The sequence below is a fragment of the Pedobacter sp. genome (assembly GCF_045628745.1).
Lineage (GTDB): Bacteria > Bacteroidota > Bacteroidia > Sphingobacteriales > Sphingobacteriaceae > Pedobacter.
Genome location: NZ_JAZQPU010000098.1, coordinates 14,900 through 31,754 on the forward strand (window position 1 = coordinate 14,900; position 16,855 = coordinate 31,754).

Annotated in this window: 19 protein-coding genes; all 19 read left to right on the forward strand. The window is 38.9% G+C overall.

All coding sequences use genetic code 11. The features are described 5' to 3' along the window. Positions 1–55 precede the first annotated feature (55 nt). The 19 genes from ACR2F7_RS04140 to ACR2F7_RS04230 all read left to right on the forward strand — a co-directional run bounded on the left by ACR2F7_RS04140 (position 56) and on the right by ACR2F7_RS04230 (position 16,764). The gene (locus ACR2F7_RS04140; protein ID WP_432712328.1) at positions 56–427 is read left to right on the forward strand and encodes an NADH-quinone oxidoreductase subunit A; all 372 of its coding nucleotides are present in this window, start codon (positions 56–58) and stop codon (positions 425–427) included. A gap of 105 nt (positions 428–532) precedes the next feature. Further along, a complete protein-coding gene (locus ACR2F7_RS04145) occupies positions 533–1,075 on the forward strand; it encodes an NADH-quinone oxidoreductase subunit B (protein ID WP_432712329.1) in 543 nt (180 codons plus the stop codon). Next, positions 1,075–1,578, forward strand: a complete 504-nt coding sequence (locus tag ACR2F7_RS04150) for an NADH-quinone oxidoreductase subunit C (RefSeq protein WP_432712330.1) — start codon at positions 1,075–1,077, stop codon at positions 1,576–1,578. Before ACR2F7_RS04145 ends, ACR2F7_RS04150 begins: the two co-directional genes overlap by 1 nt. A gap of 4 nt (positions 1,579–1,582) precedes the next feature. After that, positions 1,583–2,794, forward strand: a complete 1,212-nt coding sequence (locus ACR2F7_RS04155) for an NADH-quinone oxidoreductase subunit D (RefSeq protein WP_432712331.1) — start codon at positions 1,583–1,585, stop codon at positions 2,792–2,794. Continuing rightward, entirely contained in the window at positions 2,787–3,299 is a 513-nt protein-coding gene (gene nuoE, locus ACR2F7_RS04160) for an NADH-quinone oxidoreductase subunit NuoE (protein WP_432712332.1), read from the forward strand. Before ACR2F7_RS04155 ends, nuoE begins: the two co-directional genes overlap by 8 nt. Then, positions 3,299–4,666, forward strand: coding sequence for an NADH-quinone oxidoreductase subunit NuoF (gene nuoF, locus ACR2F7_RS04165; RefSeq protein WP_432712333.1), 1,368 nt, complete (start codon positions 3,299–3,301; stop codon positions 4,664–4,666). Before nuoE ends, nuoF begins: the two co-directional genes overlap by 1 nt. A 15-nt stretch (positions 4,667–4,681) precedes the next feature. After that, positions 4,682–5,686, forward strand: coding sequence for a 2Fe-2S iron-sulfur cluster-binding protein (locus ACR2F7_RS04170; RefSeq protein ID WP_432712334.1), 1,005 nt, complete (start codon positions 4,682–4,684; stop codon positions 5,684–5,686). Continuing rightward, a complete protein-coding gene (gene nuoH, locus ACR2F7_RS04175; RefSeq protein WP_432712335.1) occupies positions 5,686–6,723 on the forward strand; it encodes an NADH-quinone oxidoreductase subunit NuoH in 1,038 nt (345 codons plus the stop codon). The genes ACR2F7_RS04170 and nuoH overlap by 1 nt, the downstream gene beginning before the upstream one ends. A gap of 31 nt (positions 6,724–6,754) precedes the next feature. Then, positions 6,755–7,255 (forward strand): NuoI/complex I 23 kDa subunit family protein, encoded by a 501-nt coding sequence (locus tag ACR2F7_RS04180; protein WP_432712336.1) that lies wholly within the window; start codon positions 6,755–6,757, stop codon positions 7,253–7,255. A 79-nt stretch (positions 7,256–7,334) separates the two neighbouring features. Then, on the forward strand, positions 7,335–7,832 hold the full coding sequence (locus ACR2F7_RS04185) for an NADH-quinone oxidoreductase subunit J family protein (protein ID WP_432712337.1): 498 nt from the start codon (positions 7,335–7,337) through the stop codon (positions 7,830–7,832). Beyond that, on the forward strand, positions 7,832–8,161 hold the full coding sequence (gene nuoK, locus ACR2F7_RS04190) for an NADH-quinone oxidoreductase subunit NuoK (protein ID WP_432712338.1): 330 nt from the start codon (positions 7,832–7,834) through the stop codon (positions 8,159–8,161). Before ACR2F7_RS04185 ends, nuoK begins: the two co-directional genes overlap by 1 nt. A gap of 21 nt (positions 8,162–8,182) precedes the next feature. Continuing rightward, the gene (gene nuoL / locus ACR2F7_RS04195; protein WP_432712339.1) at positions 8,183–10,075 is read left to right on the forward strand and encodes an NADH-quinone oxidoreductase subunit L; all 1,893 of its coding nucleotides are present in this window, start codon (positions 8,183–8,185) and stop codon (positions 10,073–10,075) included. A 21-nt stretch (positions 10,076–10,096) separates the two neighbouring features. Continuing rightward, complete coding sequence (locus ACR2F7_RS04200; RefSeq protein ID WP_432712340.1) at positions 10,097–11,563, forward strand: complex I subunit 4 family protein; 1,467 nt, start codon at positions 10,097–10,099, stop codon at positions 11,561–11,563. Between the two features lie 4 nt (positions 11,564–11,567). Next, a complete protein-coding gene (locus tag ACR2F7_RS04205) occupies positions 11,568–12,941 on the forward strand; it encodes an NADH-quinone oxidoreductase subunit N (protein WP_432712341.1) in 1,374 nt (457 codons plus the stop codon). A gap of 46 nt (positions 12,942–12,987) precedes the next feature. Continuing rightward, on the forward strand, positions 12,988–13,635 hold the full coding sequence (locus ACR2F7_RS04210; RefSeq protein ID WP_432712342.1) for a DedA family protein: 648 nt from the start codon (positions 12,988–12,990) through the stop codon (positions 13,633–13,635). A 16-nt stretch (positions 13,636–13,651) separates the two neighbouring features. After that, on the forward strand, positions 13,652–14,203 hold the full coding sequence (locus ACR2F7_RS04215; RefSeq protein WP_432712343.1) for an inorganic diphosphatase: 552 nt from the start codon (positions 13,652–13,654) through the stop codon (positions 14,201–14,203). Continuing rightward, a complete protein-coding gene (locus tag ACR2F7_RS04220; protein ID WP_432712344.1) occupies positions 14,203–15,528 on the forward strand; it encodes a hemolysin family protein in 1,326 nt (441 codons plus the stop codon). The genes ACR2F7_RS04215 and ACR2F7_RS04220 overlap by 1 nt, the downstream gene beginning before the upstream one ends. 11 nt (positions 15,529–15,539) lie before the next feature. Further along, on the forward strand, positions 15,540–16,244 hold the full coding sequence (locus tag ACR2F7_RS04225; RefSeq protein ID WP_432712345.1) for a 16S rRNA (uracil(1498)-N(3))-methyltransferase: 705 nt from the start codon (positions 15,540–15,542) through the stop codon (positions 16,242–16,244). 19 nt (positions 16,245–16,263) lie between these two features. Continuing rightward, on the forward strand, positions 16,264–16,764 hold the full coding sequence (locus ACR2F7_RS04230; RefSeq protein WP_432712346.1) for a biotin/lipoyl-containing protein: 501 nt from the start codon (positions 16,264–16,266) through the stop codon (positions 16,762–16,764). Positions 16,765–16,855: the final 91 nt, after the last annotated feature.

Sequence of the window (16,855 nt, forward strand, 5' to 3'; positions counted from 1 at the left end):
AAAGGCAGGGTTGTTATCCTGCCTTTTTCTGTTTAAATTTGCCTCAAATACCATTATGGAAACACAAAGTATACCCTCGGATTTTCTACCCATTATATTTCAAGTTCTTGTTGCTATAGGTTTTGTGGTAACAACTTTAATTGCTACACATTATTTAGGTCCAAGAAGAAAGACTGCAGATAAATTAACTACGTTTGAGGCTGGTATTCAATCAGTAGGGAATGCGCGACAACCTTTCTCCATCAAATACTTTCTAGTGGCTATCTTATTCGTTTTATTTGATGTTGAAGTGATCTTTATGTACCCATGGGCAGTAAATTTCCGTGAGTTAGGTACAACGGGTATGCTGGAGATGTTCGTTTTTATGGGAACCCTGTTATTAGGCTTCATTTACGTCATTAAGAAAAAAGTATTAGATTGGAATTAGTAGTTTAGATTGATTCTAAATGAAGCTAGTCAATCGTATTCACTAGTAAAATATTGTAAATTTGCGGTTCATTCTTTAAAGGAATGAACCTTTTTTGTTTATAGCATGAGTAACATAAATATAGTTAACGCGCCTCCAGGCATTGAAGGGTCTGGCTTTTTTGCAACTTCTTTAGATAAGGTTGTAGGTTTGGCACGATCCCATTCTTTATGGCCTTTACCATTTGCAACTTCTTGTTGTGGAATTGAGTTTATGGCAACCATGGGATCACATTATGATTTAGGCCGTTTTGGTTCTGAACGTTTAAGTTTTTCTCCACGCCAGGCTGACCTTTTGATGGTAATGGGCACAATTGCGAAAAAAATGGCTCCGGTATTGAAACAGGTCTATTTGCAAATGGCTGAACCTCGTTGGGTAATGGCTGTTGGTGCTTGTGCGTCTAGTGGTGGTATTTTCGATACATACTCTGTTCTGCAGGGTATAGATGAGATTATCCCTGTAGATGTATACGTTCCAGGATGCCCGCCACGACCTGAAGCTATTTTAGATGGTTTCGGTAAAATACAGGAGTTAGTGAGAAACGAATCATCCAGAAGAAGGGATTCTGACCAGTATAGAGAAATGTTAGCTTCTTACGGTATATTATAATGGAAGAAACGAAAAACAACTTGTTGATAAAAGTGCTGTCTGAAAGGTTTGGTCAAAAAATCACCGGTGTTGAAGAGCCCTATGGTTTATTGACTTTTGAAACCACCAAGGATGTGATTCTTGAAGTTTTAAAGTTTTTGAAAGAAGATCCCCAGACTAACTTTAACTTCCTGACTGACATTACTGCAGTTCATTACCCTGAAAAGAAACATGGTATTGCAGTGGTTTACCATTTGCATAACATGGTGGGAAAAGTAAGGATTAGGGTAAAGGTGTACATTGATCAGCAACATCCTGCAATTCCGACAGCTGTTTCGTTGTGGAAAGGTGCAAACTGGATGGAACGTGAAACTTACGATTTTTTCGGGATTCAGTTCGAAGGTCACCCGGATTTAAGAAGAATATTAAATATGGACGACCTGGGTGTTTTTCCAATGTTGAAACAATATCCGCTGGAAGATCCAAACAGAGTTGATAAAAAAGACGAATACTTTGGTAGATAATAATATGAATAATCAGCCGGTATATACAGATAATGATCCTCAGCAGGAATATGTGACCTTAAACTTAGGTCCTACGCACCCTGCTACACACGGGGTATTTCAAAATGTTCTTCAGCTAGATGGAGAACGCATCGTTAGTGGTGTATCTACAATTGGATATATCCATCGTGCATTTGAAAAAATTGCGGAGCACAGACCATTTTACCAAATTACCCCATTAACGGATCGGTTGAACTATTGTTCATCGCCAATCAATAACATGGGATGGCACATGACAGTGGAGAAATTACTGAATATTCAAATACCGAAAAGGGTTGATTATTTAAGAGTAATTATCATGGAACTTGCGCGTATTTCAGACCATATCATCTGTAATACAATTATTGCCCAGGATACTGGTGCTACCACCACCTTCTTATATTTATTCCAGTTTAGAGAGCATATTTATGAAATCTATGAAGAAATATGCGGTGCACGTTTAACAACTAATGTTGGTCGTATTGGTGGTTTTGAAAGAGATTTCAATGACATCGCCTTTGCAAAGATAAATAAGTTCCTTAAAGAGTTCCCTGTAGCCTTAAAAGAGTTTGAAAGCTTATTAAACAGGAACAGGATTTTTATAGATCGTACAGCTGGTGTAGCAAAAGTAACGGCGGAAGATGCTTTAAGTTTTGGTTGGACGGGTCCTTTATTAAGGGCAACAGGTGTTGATTATGATGTGAGGGTAAGTGAGCCTTATTCTTCTTATCAGGACTTTGATTTTGAAGTTCCTGTTGGTACCAGTGGTGATATTTATGACCGTTACCTTGTTCGTAATGAAGAAATGTGGCAAAGTGTAAGCATCATTGAGCAAGCAATGGAAAAACTTAAACATGAGCCTGCTGGAGTTTTCCATGCTGATGTTCCAGAATACTATTTGCCTGCTAAAGAAGAGGTTTACAATAACATGGAAGCTTTAATCTACCACTTTAAAATTGTAATGGGTGAAATTGATGCTCCTAAAGCAGAAGTTTATCACGCTGTTGAAGGTGGAAATGGTGAGCTTGGTTTCTACCTGATCAACGATGGAGGAAGAACACCTTACCGTTTACACTTTAGAAGGCCTAGTTTTATAAATTATCAAATGTATGCTTCCATGAGCGAAGGTATGCTGCTTTCAGATGCCATCATTAACATGAGTAGTATGAATATTATTGCAGGAGAATTAGATGCTTAAAGTAGAAGAACAACAACCTGTGGATTTTTCATCAGCTTTGGTACAAAAGTTTGATGAAATAGTATCAAGATATCCAGTAGGAAAGCAGAAGTCTGCGTTATTACCAATTTTACACGAGGTTCAGGCAGAACAAGGCTGGTTAAGTGCTTCGGCAATGAACCGTGTAGCTGCCTATCTTGAAATAGAAGAAATTGAAGTCTTTGAAGTAGCTTCTTTTTACTCCATGTATTTCTTAAAACCTTCAGGGAAATATGTTTTGGAAGTCTGCCGTACCGGCCCATGTTGCCTGGTAGGTGCTGAAAAAATTATGGACCATATTGGTAAGAGGCTTGGTGTGAAGGAAAATGAAGTTACACCTGATGGGTTGTTCAGCTGGAGAGGGGTAGAATGTTTAGCGGCCTGCGGTTATGGCCCTGTATTGCAGATTGGTCCTGAATACACTTTCTATGAGAACCTGAATGAACAAAAGGTAGATGAATTAATAGAGAACTTACGTAATAAATAATGGCTCGTCAACTATTATTAGAACATATAAACGTACCCGGCATCAATACGCTTGAGGTCTACCGCCAAAAAGGTGGCTACCGCGCTGTGGAAAAAGCTTTGAAAACTCTTACTTCTGAAGAAGTGGTGGAAGAAGTGAAAAAATCTGGCTTGCGTGGTCGTGGTGGTGCAGGATTTCCAACAGGGATGAAATGGAGCTTTCTGGCAAAACCAGAGGGTGTTCCACGTTACCTTGTTTGTAATGCTGATGAATCTGAACCCGGTACTTTTAAAGACCGTTACCTGATGACGCATATTCCTCATGCTTTAATTGAAGGAATGATCGTTGCCAGTTACGCTTTGGGGGCTAACACTTCTTACATTTATGTAAGAGGGGAGATGATGCCACAAATTAGAATCCTTGAAAAAGCTATCGCTGAAGCAAGAAATGCTGGTTTTCTAGGTCAGAATATTTTAGGTACAGGTTATAACTTGGAACTTTATGTTCAACCGGGGGGTGGTGCTTACATCTGTGGTGAAGAAACCGCTTTACTGGAATCTTTAGAAGGTAAAAGAGGAAACCCAAGAATTAAACCTCCATTTCCGGCTATTGCTGGTTTATATGGCCGTCCTACAGTAGTTAACAATGTAGAGTCTATTGCAGCTGTAGTTCCCATTATCAATGATGGTGGTGATGAATATGCTAAAATAGGTATCGGACGTAGCACAGGAACCAAGTTAATTTCCGCTTCAGGAAATTTAGTAAGACCTGGGGTTTACGAAATTGAATTAGGCCTTCCAGTGGAAGAATTTATCTATTCTGACGAATATTGTGGTGGTATAGCCAATGGAAAAAGATTAAAGGCAACGGTTGCCGGTGGTTCTTCTGTGCCTGTGCTTCCTGCAAATTTAACGTTGAAACATGCCAATGGCGATCCAAGGTTAATGAGTTATGAATCTTTAGCTGAAGGTGGTTTTGCTACAGGTACCATGATGGGCTCCGGTGGTTTTATTGCTTTTGATGAAGACCAGTGTATGGTAAGAAATACATGGAACTTTGCCCGCTTTTATGCACATGAAAGCTGTGGACAATGTTCTCCTTGTCGTGAGGGTACTGGCTGGATGGAAAAAGTTTTACACCGCATGGAATACGGACATGGTAAAATGAGTGACATTGACTTATTGGTTAATGTGGCTAAAAATATTGAAGGAAACACCATTTGTCCTTTAGGTGACGCAGCAGCATGGCCTGTTGCAGCAGCCATCAGACATTTTAGAGATGAATTTGAATGGCACGTAAAAGAGCCGGTAAAATGTCTGGATACAAATTACGGTTTGGCTAATTATGCTGAACCTATTGCGAAAGCAGAAGTGACTACAGAAAATTAAAGAATATCTTTAACAATGAGTGATAAAGTTAAGGTTACCATAGACGGAATAACAGTAGAAGTTGAGCCAGGTACATCCATCCTGAATGCTGCAAGGCAAATAGGAGGTGATATCGTACCACCGGCAATGTGCTATTATTCAAAGTTAGAAGGCAGCGGAGGTAAGTGTCGTACCTGTATAGTAAAGGTGAGCAAAGGTTCTGAAAAAGACCCTCGACCAATGCCAAAACTGGTTGCTTCATGCCGTACCACTGTTATGGATGGTATGGAAGTGCAAAACATTACTTCTCCGGAAGTAGTGGAAGCACGCAGAGGTGTGGTGGAGTTTTTATTAATTAACCACCCACTGGATTGCCCGGTTTGTGACCAGGCAGGTGAATGTGATTTGCAGAACCTTGGCTATGAGCATGGTTTACAGAAAACAAGGTATGAATTTGAGCGCCGTACGTTCGATCGTATTGATATAGGTGATAAAATTCAGTTACACATGAACCGTTGCATTTTATGCTACCGTTGTGTGTTCACTGCTGATCAGATTACCAATAAACGTGTTCACGGTATCTTAAACCGTGGTGATCACTCAGAAATTTCTACTTACATCCAAACAGCTGTCGATAACGATTTCTCGGGTAACGTTATTGATGTTTGTCCGGTAGGTGCTTTAACAGATAAAACTTTCCGTTTTAGAAACAGAGTTTGGTTTACCAAGCCTATTGATGCTCACCGTGATTGCCCTACCTGTACTGGTAAAGTAACATTGTGGTATAAAGGCGAAGATGTTCTTCGTATTACGGCCCGTAAAGATATTTATGGTGAAGTAGAAGCATTTATTTGCAATACCTGCCGCTTTGAAAAGAAAAAAACGGCGGACTGGGTAATTGAGCATCCTACACATATCAGTGATACTTCCGTGATTTCTTCAAATCATTACGAAACAATGATCCCTTTACCTGTAATTCAGGATAATCCTCAATTACAGTTAGCCAACAAAATTGAACTAGAAAAAACCAGTAAATTCTAATGGAGATCTCGTTTGTTATTGAAAAATTTATATTAGTAGCCATCCTTTTCGGACTAACACTCCTAATAGCGATGTACTCTACTTATGCTGAACGTAAGGTTGCTGCTTATTTACAAGATCGTTTAGGTCCGGACAGAGCAGGTCCTTTCGGGATGTTTCAACCCCTTGCTGATGGACTGAAAATGTTCATGAAGGAAGAAATTGTCCCTACTAATTCCAGTAAATGGTTATTTATGGTTGGCCCTGGGCTGGCTATGTTAACGGCTTGTATTGGTACGGCTGTTATTCCATGGGGTACTGATATCACTATTGGTGACCGTGTTATTCCGCTACAGGTAACGGATATCAATGTAGGTGTACTTTATATCTTCGGTGTTGTATCTCTGGGTGTTTATGGTGTAATGATTGGTGGTTGGGCATCCAACAACAAATATTCATTATTAAGTGCTATCCGTGCAGCTTCACAAAATATCAGTTACGAAATTGCCATGGGTCTTTCCATCATTGCCTTATTATTGGTAACTGGAACCATGAGCTTGAGAGAAATCTCTGATCAGCAGCATGGCTGGCATTGGAATGTCCTTTACCAACCTTTGGGCTTCCTGATATTCATGATTTGTTCATTTGCAGAAACCAACAGGGCACCTTTCGATTTGCCTGAATGTGAAACCGAATTGATCGGTGGATACCATACAGAATACTCATCCATGAAACTTGGTTTTTACCTGTTTGCAGAATACATAAACATGTTTGTGTCTTCAGCTGTAATTGCTACGCTTTATTTTGGCGGATACAATTACCCAGGTATGGATTGGGTGATGCTTCATGTAGGTCCGGTAATAGGTCCTCTAATTGGAACTGCCGTTTTCTTTATAAAAATATTTGCATTTATATTCTTCTTTATGTGGGTGCGCTGGACTATTCCACGTTTCCGTTATGATCAATTGATGCATCTGGGTTGGAAAATGCTCATTCCACTAGCCATCGCAAATATTATTGTCACCGGTGTGGTGATCGCATTAGTAGAAAAGTTTTAACTGTCCGCTTGCGGATATAAAAGGAGGTTTAATGGAACCATTAACCAATAAAAAGAAAGTATTAGAACAAAAGCCACTCAATTTTGCAGAACGCATGTATTTGCCTGCTATTGGAAAAGGTTTGGCTATTACCTTTAGCCACTTGTTCAAAAAAGAAGCGACTATCAGGTATCCTGAGCAGGAAAGAGAATTCTCTACCAACTTTAGGGGTATGCACTCTTTAAAGAGAGATGAAGAAGGAAGAGAACGTTGCACCGCTTGCGGTTTATGTGCACTTTCTTGTCCTGCAGAAGCCATCACCATGATTGCCGGCGAACGTAAGCCGGAGGAGAAAGACTTGTACCGTGAAGAAAAGTATGCTTCCGTATATGAGATCAACATGTTAAGGTGTATCTTCTGCGGCTTATGCGAAGAGGCTTGTCCCAAAGAAGCCATCTATCTTGACGGTCCTATTGTACCTTCAGATTATTTGCGTAAAGATTTCATTTACGGCAAAGACAAGTTGGTGGAAGCGCCATTGGAGAAAAAATAATAAAATGAGCCTTCGGGTTTTTATATAAACAGTTTGATACATTTGTCGCTTTTAAACGGCTTTAAAACAAAATAAATAAATGGGTACATCTGTATTCTATGTCGTAGCAGCTTTGAGTATTTTCTTTTCACTGATGGTTATTTTTTCAAAGAACCCAGTGCACAGTGTACTTTACCTGATTGTCACATTTTTTACCTTTACGGTTCATTATATCCTGTTAAATGCACAGTTTCTTGCAGTGGTAAATTTCATCGTTTACATGGGTGCCATCATGGTGCTCTTTCTGTTCGTGCTTATGTTGCTCAACCTCAACAAGGACAATGAGCCTACCAAATCTAACCTGGTTAAGGTTATCGGTATCATTGCCGGTTGCTGCCTTGTTGTAACACTTATTGGTTCTTTAAAAGCAACAAGCTTGTCAGAACCGCTGGTTTTGCAGAATGTTAATTTAGGTTTGGTTAAAAACCTCGGTAAAGAATTGTTTGGACCGTTTATGCTTCCATTTGAGTTGTCGTCAATTTTATTGTTGGCAGCCATGGTAGGTTCGGTATTGTTAACTAAAAAAGAAAAAGTATAGTGGAAAACATTACGCAAGAATTGCAGGGAGTGCCACTTAACCATTACATCTGGCTGAGTGCAATTATTTTTACTATTGGTGTAGTCGGGGTATTAACCCGCAGAAATGCCATCGTCATCTTTATGTCGGTAGAGTTGATGCTGAATGCAGTCAACTTATTGTTAACCGCTTTTTCTGTGCACAACAACGATCCGGCGGGTCAGGTTTTTGTGTTCTTTATTATGGCACTTGCAGCTGCTGAAGTTGCTGTCGGGTTGAGTATCATTGTTATGGTATATAGAAATACCCAGTCTACAGATATTAATGTGTTGAATCGCCTTAAGTGGTAATTATTAGAATAGAATTTTAAGATGATAGATTTAGTTTGGCTGGTTCCGTTGATTCCACTTTTAGGCTTTATAATAAATGGACTTGGAAGAAATACCTTATCAAAAAACCTGATAGGTTTTATTGGGAGCAGTGTTATATTCATTTCCTTCGCCCTTAGCGTTGGTATCTTTATTGAATTAGGTGCAGATGCGAATAAATCGCATGAGATATTTCTTTTTGACTGGATAAGCGCAGGATTCCTTCATATTCCTTTATCCTTTCTTGTAGATCCTTTAAGCAGTTTAATGCTGTTGATCATTACTGGTGTTGGGTTTTTAATCCATATTTATTCAGTAGGCTACATGCACAGCGATGAAGGGTTTGGTAAATTTTTTAGTTACCTCAACCTGTTTATCTTTTTCATGCTTTTATTGGTATTAGGTTCCAATTATATAGTCATGTTTATTGGCTGGGAAGGTGTGGGCTTATGCTCTTACCTGTTAATAGGCTTCTGGTATACCAACAGTAGTTATGCTTCTGCCGCTAAAAAGGCTTTTGTAATGAACAGAATTGGCGATTTAGGTTTCCTGCTCGCTGTATTTATCATGCTCCATACTTTTGGAAGTGTTGAATTTTCTAAAGTATTCCCTCTGGCAGCAAGTTTAGTTCCCGGGCATACACCAATCATCCTGATTACTTTATTCCTATTTATAGGTGCTTGTGGTAAATCAGCACAATTGCCGTTGTTTACCTGGTTACCAGATGCCATGGCAGGTCCAACGCCTGTTTCTGCATTGATCCATGCTGCAACCATGGTTACTGCAGGTGTATATATGATTGCACGTTCAAATGTGCTTTTTGACCTTGCGCCTGTTGTTCAACATATCATTACTATTGTTGGTTTAGCAACCGCTGTGTTGGGTGCCTTAATTGCCTTGACGCAAACTGATATTAAAAAGGTACTCGCCTATTCTACAGTCTCGCAATTAGGCTATATGTTTATTGGCCTGGGAGTAGGTGCTTATGATGGTGCTTTTTTCCATGTAATCACTCACGCCTTCTTTAAAGCATTACTTTTCTTATGTGCTGGATCGGTGATCCATGCCATGCACCATGAACAAGACATGCGTCATATGGGTGGTTTACGTAAAAAACTTCCCGTTACTTTTATTACCATGTTGGTTGGTACAATTGCCATCTCTGGCTTGCCGCCATTCTCAGGCTTCTTCTCTAAAGATGAAATCCTTGCACATGCTTTCGAATACAATAAAGTAGTTTGGGCTATCGCTGTTTTTGTAGCTTTCCTTACTGCCTTTTATATGTTCAGAATGTTGTACCTTACTTTCTACGGAACTTACAGAGGTTCGCACCATGCAGAAGAGAAAATTCATGAATCTCCAAAGAGCATGACTATTCCATTAATTGTTCTTGCTGTATTATCTGCTATTGGTGGTATCATTGGTATTCCAGAAGTATTAGGTGGAAGTCATTGGTTATCGCACTGGTTATCGCCAGTCATTAAACACCATGCTGAAGCACCTGATCACGCAACAGAATACATGTTGATGGCTGTGTCAGTAGTAGGCGTATTGATTGCTATTGGTTTTGCTTATCAAAAATATAACAAAAACGGTCATGTACCTGTCGCTGATGAAGGTAAAAGAACGGCATTGGCAAGCTTGTCTTACCACAAGTTCTACGTTGATGAAATCTACGACATGATCATCAGAAGACCATTAGATGCTTTTTCTACTTTCTTTTATAAAGTTGTCGATACGAAAATTGTCGATGGAATAGTAAACGGCCTAGGCTGGGGAACTTCAGAAGCTAGTAAAGGTGTCCGTTTATTACAAACGGGAAACGTGGGCTTCTACATTTTAATGATGGTTGTAGGAATCATCTCTTTGTTATTGTATACTTATTTATCTATATAAAAGATCGTCCAAAGAAACATAATGGAACAACTTTTAATTCTTCTTATCGTTCTACCGCTGGCTGGTGCTTTAATTACCGCATTTTCCGGTAAGGCAGCAAAATACGTAGCTTTAATTTCTGCGCTGGTATCACTAGCCTTAACTTTTGTTATCGTTGGCAATTTCAGGCCAGACGCAAGTACACAGTTCATGGTCAACTATCCATGGATCCAGCACCTGGGCATTAATTTCCATGCCGGTATTGATGGAATCAGCTTAATCACGGTGTTGCTAACGAATGTACTGATGCCTATTATCATCGTAGCCAGCTACCAGCATGATTATAAAAAACAACATTCCTTCTATGCCTTGATCTTGTTTATGCAAGCAGGCTTGCTTGTTGTATTTACAGCAATGGATGCCTTTTTATTCTATATCGGATGGGAAGCAGCCTTAATTCCAATCTACTTTATCTGTGCCATCTGGGGCGGTAAAGATCGCGTAAGGGTAAACATGAAGTTTTTTGTTTATACCATTGGAGGATCCTTATTCATGTTGATGGGTATCATCTATCTTTATTTACAAAATCCAGCAAATAACTTTGACATACAGGCTTTTTATAACCTTAACCTTGATGCTGTTCAGCAGGGATGGGTTTTCTGGGCTTTCTTCATTGCCTTTGCTATTAAAATGCCAATCTTTCCTTTCCATACATGGCAACCAGATACCTATACAGAAGCGCCTGCTACAGGAACAATGTTATTAGCGGGTATCATGTTGAAGATGGGTATTTATGGAGTGATCAGGTGGTTATTACCTGTCGTACCTACCGGCGTAATGGACTGGAGTGCTACGGCCATGGTTTTATCTATTATCGGTATTCTCTATGCTTCTATCATTGCTTTTAAACAAAGAAATGCTAAAAGGTTAGTCGCTTATTCTTCTATTGCTCACGTTGGTTTAATCGCTGCCGGTATTTTTGCTTTAAATACACAAGGGATACAAGGTGCCATGATGCAGATGTTAAGTCACGGTATCAATGTAGTTGGGTTGTTCTTTGTGCTTGATATCATTTTCAGCAGGCTAAAAACAAATCAAATTGCTGACATGGGCGGTTTGGCAAAAGTAGCCCCTCAATTGGCTATTACCTTCCTGATTATCGTTTTTGGTACCATCGCTTTACCTGGAACTAATGGTTTCATTGGGGAGTTTCTATTGATGGTTGGTGTATTCCAGTACAATATCTGGGCTGTTGCTTTTGCAGGCTTAACCATTATTTTTGGTGCTGTTTATATGCTGAGAATGTATCAAAACATCATGTTGGGTGAAACTAATAAATTGACTTCAACTTTCACAGACATCAAAGGATCTGAGAAAGTCGTATTATATATCATTTGTGCTTTAATCATTGTACTTGGGGTTTATCCTAAACCTATCCTTCACTTATCTGAAGCAGCAGTACAACAATTAATTGAACAGGTAAATCTAAAATTAACATCGGTAAACTAAGGAAATGAATATCATTATAACAATTGCGGTTACAGCTTTAGTAGTGCTTTATGCAGGTTTGTTTAAAGCTAAAAAAGCATTATTACCTATTTCCCTTATTGGTCTGCTTACTTCCTTAGTATTTGTCATCACCTCCTGGAACACCAATCAGGTGCACTATGGCATGATGGAGATGGACAACTTTGCCCTGGCATTTTCAGGACTGGCTATTGTAGGTACTTTCTTTATCTTATTACTTACCCAGAATTATTTCAGTAAAAACAGTGAGAACATTGCTGAATACCTTACCCTGATGCTTTTTGCATTAGTGGGTATTGTCATGATGACTTCTTACAAAAACATGTCTATGCTGTTTATCGGCATCGAAATCATGTCTGTAAGTTTATATATCCTTGCTGGTATCCGCAAAAACAACCTGGCCTCTAATGAGGCATCATTGAAATACCTATTAATGGGTTCTTTCTCTACAGGTTTCCTTTTATTCGGTATTACCTTAATCTATGGTGCTACAGGCTCATTTGACCTTACTGTCATTCACCAATACCTGGTAAATCACTACCAATCGGTATCTCCTATATTTTATCCTGGTGTAATCTTATTGCTGATTGGCCTTTGTTTTAAATTAGGTGCTGCACCCTTCCACTTCTGGATTCCTGATGTGTACGAAGGTGCACCAACACTTATGACTACTTTCATGTCTACCGTAGTTAAAGTTGCTGGTTTAGCAGCTATCTTACGTTTATTTGCAGGTACATTTGCACCTTTACACGACTTTTGGATGCCACCGCTAATGGTGTTATCATGCCTAACCTTAGTAGTAGGTAATGTAACGGCCTTATTCCAGAAAAACTTCAAAAGAATGCTGGCTTACTCCAGTATTTCTCATGTAGGTTACCTGTTATTCGCCCTGATCACCCTTAGTGCAGATTCAAATAACAGCGCATTTATTTACGCTGCTGCTTATGCTTTTGCAAGTATCTCTGCTTTTGCGGTATTGATTTTAGTGAAACAAAAAACAGGGTCAGACCAGTTCGAAAGCTATAATGGTTTAGCTAAAAAGAATCCTTTCACGGCGCTTGTACTTACTGTTGCCATGATGTCCCTTGCCGGGATACCATTGACGGCAGGTTTTATAGGCAAATACCTGATGTTTCTAAATGTAATGGGTAGCTACCATGTTTACCTGGTAGGCTTTGCTATTTTAAATGCACTGGTAGGCTTCTACTATTACTTTAGGGTAATTGTGGCCATGTACTTTAAAGATGGTGCTGAAACTGCGCTGGATATGCCTGTACTTTACAAAGTTGTATTAGGCTTATCGTTTGTCATTACCATCGTTCTAGGTGTTTATCCTGCCCTGATATTAAATTTGATATAAACGTCTTCTATAAATAATTATTTGTAGTTTTAGGAATAATTGAGTTATGCACGAATTCTGGAATTCATTACAGCACTTTATTGATCCTGAGAAATTACTTAAAGAAGGTGGTTTTTATGTAGTTATGTTCGTCATATTTGCAGAGACGGGCTTATTTTTCGGGTTTTTCCTTCCTGGGGACTACCTGCTTTTTTTGGCGGGAATGTTCGTTGCTACAGGAAAACTTGATGTCAACATTTATGTACTAGTATTTGGTTTAATTATTGCTGCTATCTCAGGCAACTTTACCGGATACTGGTTTGGCCGTAAAACAGGGCCTGTCCTCTATCAAAGAAAAGATACTTTCTTCTTTAAAAAGAAATATTTAAAGGCAGCCGAAGATTATTACAATAAACAAGGAGCTTTTGCTTTGATTATGGGTAGATTTGTACCTATTGTACGAACTTTTGCGCCGATTTTTGCTGGTGTAGTAAAATTGGACTTTAAAAAGTTTGCGCTTTATAACATAACTGGCGGATTTTTATGGATCACATCCTTAACTTTGCTTGGTTATTTTTTAGGTAAGAGATTTGAAAAGGAAATTAACGACTATCTATTTTACATAATTACTGGTTTCATTGTCATTACCACTATCCCTTTGATCATTGCATTTGTCAAAAGGAAAGTAGTACCGACAAAAAAGACCATAAAATAAACAATGAATCATAAAAATGACTAAAGACGATCACCACCCGTGGCATAGTGTTTCTCCTGGCAACACATTGCCTGAATTTGTAAACGCAATCATTGAAATTCCAAAAGGATCTAAAGCGAAGTACGAAATCGATAAAGAATCTAATTTAATTAAATTAGATCGTGTATTATTCTCTTCGGTAATGTATCCTGCCAATTATGGCTTTATTCCACAAACCTATTGCGATGATAATGACCCCCTTGATATCCTGGTTTTATGCTCTGTAGATGTTTATCCTTTATCTATCGTTGAGGCGAAAGTTATTGGTGTAATGCACATGGTAGATAATGGTGAGCAAGATGATAAAATTATTGCTGTGGCTAAAAATGATCAATCTGTTAATTATATCAATGACATTTCTGAACTTCCGCCACATACCATGAAAGAAATCGTAAGGTTCTTCCAGGATTATAAAGCATTGGAGAATAAAAATGTAACCATTGAAAACTTAATGGGCGTAACTTTTGCACATGCGGTAATACAGGAAAGTATAGACCTCTACGACAAATTATTTAGAAACAACGCTTAATGGCCTTTCAGATATTTTTAACCTTTTTCTTAGTGATACTGAACGGGTTTTTCGTTGCAGCAGAGTTTGCAATTGTAAAAGTCCGGGCATCACAAATAGAAATTCAAGCTAAATCCGGTAGTAGAGTCGCAAATATTGCGAAATTTATTACCCAGCACTTGGATGGATACCTTGCTGCAACGCAGCTAGGTATTACTTTGGCGTCACTTGGATTAGGCTGGGTTGGAGAGTCTGTTATGGAACATATTTTACACAACCTCTTAACGTCGTTAGGCTCTACACCTCAATTTATTGATTCTTTTTCCAGCACTGCATCTCCAATCATAGCTTTCAGTTTTATTACTGTAATGCATATTGTGTTTGGTGAGCTTGCACCTAAGTCAATTGCTATACAACGCCCTGTTGCTACAACGCTATTCATTGCTTTGCCATTACAAGTGTTTTATGTTGTTTTTAAACCTTTTATATGGTTATTAAACGGCTTCGCTAATATTTTGCTAAAGCTTATTGGTGTAAGTACCATTGGTTCGCATGAAGGTGTTCACAGTACAGAAGAACTCTATTACTTGTTAGATCAAGGTAAAGAAAGTGGCGCCCTTGATACCAATGAGCACGAACTGATCAAAAATGTTTTTGACTTCAACGAACGCATCGTTAAAAACATCATGGTGCCCAGAACTAAAATTTCTGGAATTGAGCTTGCTACCACGGGGGAAGAGGTTATTCAGAAAATTATCTCTGAAGGTTATTCCCGTTTTCCGGTTTATGATGAAGTGATTGATAAAATCATCGGTATCATCCATGCCAAAGATGTTTTGCCGCTTTTAGCGAGCAAAAAAGAATGGACTTTAAATGATATCATCCGTAAACCTTACTTTGTTCCTGAAACCAAGAAAATCAATGATCTTTTGAGTGAACTTCAGCAGAAACGTATCCAGATTGCCATCGTTATCGATGAATTTGGTGGTACTGCAGGTATGGTTACCCTGGAAGACATTGTGGAAGAAATTGTTGGTGAAATTCAGGATGAGTACGACGAGGAAAAACCTATTGTAGAAAAGATCTCTGAAAATGAGTTTATCATTAATGCCTATGCTACTGTTTACGATGTAAATGAGCATTTGCCGCATGACCTTCCTGAAGACCAGGACTTTGATACCGTTGGTGGATTAGTTTCTCAAGCCTTTGGAAAGATTCCTGAAGTAGGTGATAGTGAAGAATGTTATGGTTACCTTTTTACCATTCTGAAAAAAACAGAGCAGAATATTGAGACCATTAAACTGGAGCTTGTTATTCCAAAAGAAGAAGCGGTCGACATACATTAATCCGTCCTTTTATGCATGTTTTTTATACGCCTGATCTTGAAACCGAAGACTATACTTTAAATGAGGAAGAAAGCAGGCATTGTAACAAAGTTTTACGTTTAGTTGCCGGCAACCATGTATTTCTGGTAGACGGCAAAGGCGGCTTCTATGAAGCTGAAATTACTAGCTCCGGCAAAAAGCATGTGACGCTACATGTCATCAAGGCACAACAAGAATATCATAAGCGCAACCACCATATTCATATTGCGGTTGCGCCTACTAAAAATATCGACCGTTTAGAGTGGTTCTTAGAAAAGGCCACTGAAATTGGCATCGATGAAATTACACCCCTTATTTGCGAAAGGTCGGAGCGAAAGATCATCAAAGAAGATCGCTTGTTCAAAGTCATCACCTCGGCGGTAAAACAAAGTCTGCAGGCCTACCATCCTGTATTAAATCCCGCTACTTCCCTAACCGATTTTCTGAAGCTACCACATGAAGGTACCAACCTGATTGCGCATTGCGAAGACGGCCAACCTCGCAAAAGCATCAAAGAGATGATTGTACCGCAGCAACGCTACCTTATTTTAATTGGTCCTGAAGGAGACTTTAGTCCCAATGAAATTGCTCTAGCCTTAGCCAAAGGCTTTCTTCCTGTAACCTTAGGCGAAAACAGGTTGAGAACAGAAACAGCAGCACTTGCTGCCTGCTTTGAATTGAATTACTTAAACAGGTAACCTAACCCTTAAATAGCATATGTTCCAGGTAAAAGTTAATGATCAACATCAGTTTGAGATCCAAGTCGACAACAACCAATTAAAGGTCAACAAGGAAATTGTAAATGTTGATGCCGTTACGTTAAGCAATGGGCATTCTCATGTCATCTATAAAGATCAATCTTACAACGTTGAAATTATCGAACATCAGCCTGAAGAGAAAACCGTTACGGTAAAGGTAAATGGCAATCTTTATACTGTTGCTGTAGAAGATCAATATGACTTGTTGTTAAAACAATTGGGCATGGATAACCTGCAAACACAGCAGTTGAGAGATAGCAAAGCACCAATGCCTGGCCTCGTGTTAAATATTTTGGTTACAGTAGGGCAGGAGGTCCATAAAGGAGACAACCTGGTGATTCTGGAAGCGATGAAAATGGAGAATATCATTAAATCTACCAGTACAGGCATCGTCAAAGCCATCTCTGTTACTAAAGGAGATAAAGTTGAAAAAAACGCTGTATTGATTCAGTTTTCTTAAACTAATCTGCCTGCTTATTATTTTTTGTTATTGGAATATAGTTGTATTAACTTGATTGTCCAAATGAATAACAAATGCAATTTAAGGGCGC

Bases quoted from the DNA above. Each gene is read 5' to 3' on its own strand.
- ACR2F7_RS04140 (WP_432712328.1), top strand. From the start codon at position 56: ATGGAAACACAAAGTATACCCTCGGATTTTCTACCCATTATATTTCAA.
- ACR2F7_RS04145 (WP_432712329.1), top strand. From the start codon at position 533: ATGAGTAACATAAATATAGTTAACGCGCCTCCAGGCATTGAAGGGTCT.
- ACR2F7_RS04150 (WP_432712330.1), top strand. From the start codon at position 1,075: ATGGAAGAAACGAAAAACAACTTGTTGATAAAAGTGCTGTCTGAAAGG.
- ACR2F7_RS04155 (WP_432712331.1), top strand. From the start codon at position 1,583: ATGAATAATCAGCCGGTATATACAGATAATGATCCTCAGCAGGAATAT.
- nuoE (WP_432712332.1), top strand. From the start codon at position 2,787: ATGCTTAAAGTAGAAGAACAACAACCTGTGGATTTTTCATCAGCTTTG.
- nuoF (WP_432712333.1), top strand. From the start codon at position 3,299: ATGGCTCGTCAACTATTATTAGAACATATAAACGTACCCGGCATCAAT.
- ACR2F7_RS04170 (WP_432712334.1), top strand. From the start codon at position 4,682: ATGAGTGATAAAGTTAAGGTTACCATAGACGGAATAACAGTAGAAGTT.
- nuoH (WP_432712335.1), top strand. From the start codon at position 5,686: ATGGAGATCTCGTTTGTTATTGAAAAATTTATATTAGTAGCCATCCTT.
- ACR2F7_RS04180 (WP_432712336.1), top strand. From the start codon at position 6,755: ATGGAACCATTAACCAATAAAAAGAAAGTATTAGAACAAAAGCCACTC.
- ACR2F7_RS04185 (WP_432712337.1), top strand. From the start codon at position 7,335: ATGGGTACATCTGTATTCTATGTCGTAGCAGCTTTGAGTATTTTCTTT.
- nuoL (WP_432712339.1), top strand. From the start codon at position 8,183: ATGATAGATTTAGTTTGGCTGGTTCCGTTGATTCCACTTTTAGGCTTT.
- ACR2F7_RS04200 (WP_432712340.1), top strand. From the start codon at position 10,097: ATGGAACAACTTTTAATTCTTCTTATCGTTCTACCGCTGGCTGGTGCT.
- ACR2F7_RS04205 (WP_432712341.1), top strand. From the start codon at position 11,568: ATGAATATCATTATAACAATTGCGGTTACAGCTTTAGTAGTGCTTTAT.
- ACR2F7_RS04210 (WP_432712342.1), top strand. From the start codon at position 12,988: ATGCACGAATTCTGGAATTCATTACAGCACTTTATTGATCCTGAGAAA.
- ACR2F7_RS04215 (WP_432712343.1), top strand. From the start codon at position 13,652: ATGACTAAAGACGATCACCACCCGTGGCATAGTGTTTCTCCTGGCAAC.
- ACR2F7_RS04220 (WP_432712344.1), top strand. From the start codon at position 14,203: ATGGCCTTTCAGATATTTTTAACCTTTTTCTTAGTGATACTGAACGGG.
- ACR2F7_RS04225 (WP_432712345.1), top strand. From the start codon at position 15,540: ATGCATGTTTTTTATACGCCTGATCTTGAAACCGAAGACTATACTTTA.
- ACR2F7_RS04230 (WP_432712346.1), top strand. From the start codon at position 16,264: ATGTTCCAGGTAAAAGTTAATGATCAACATCAGTTTGAGATCCAAGTC.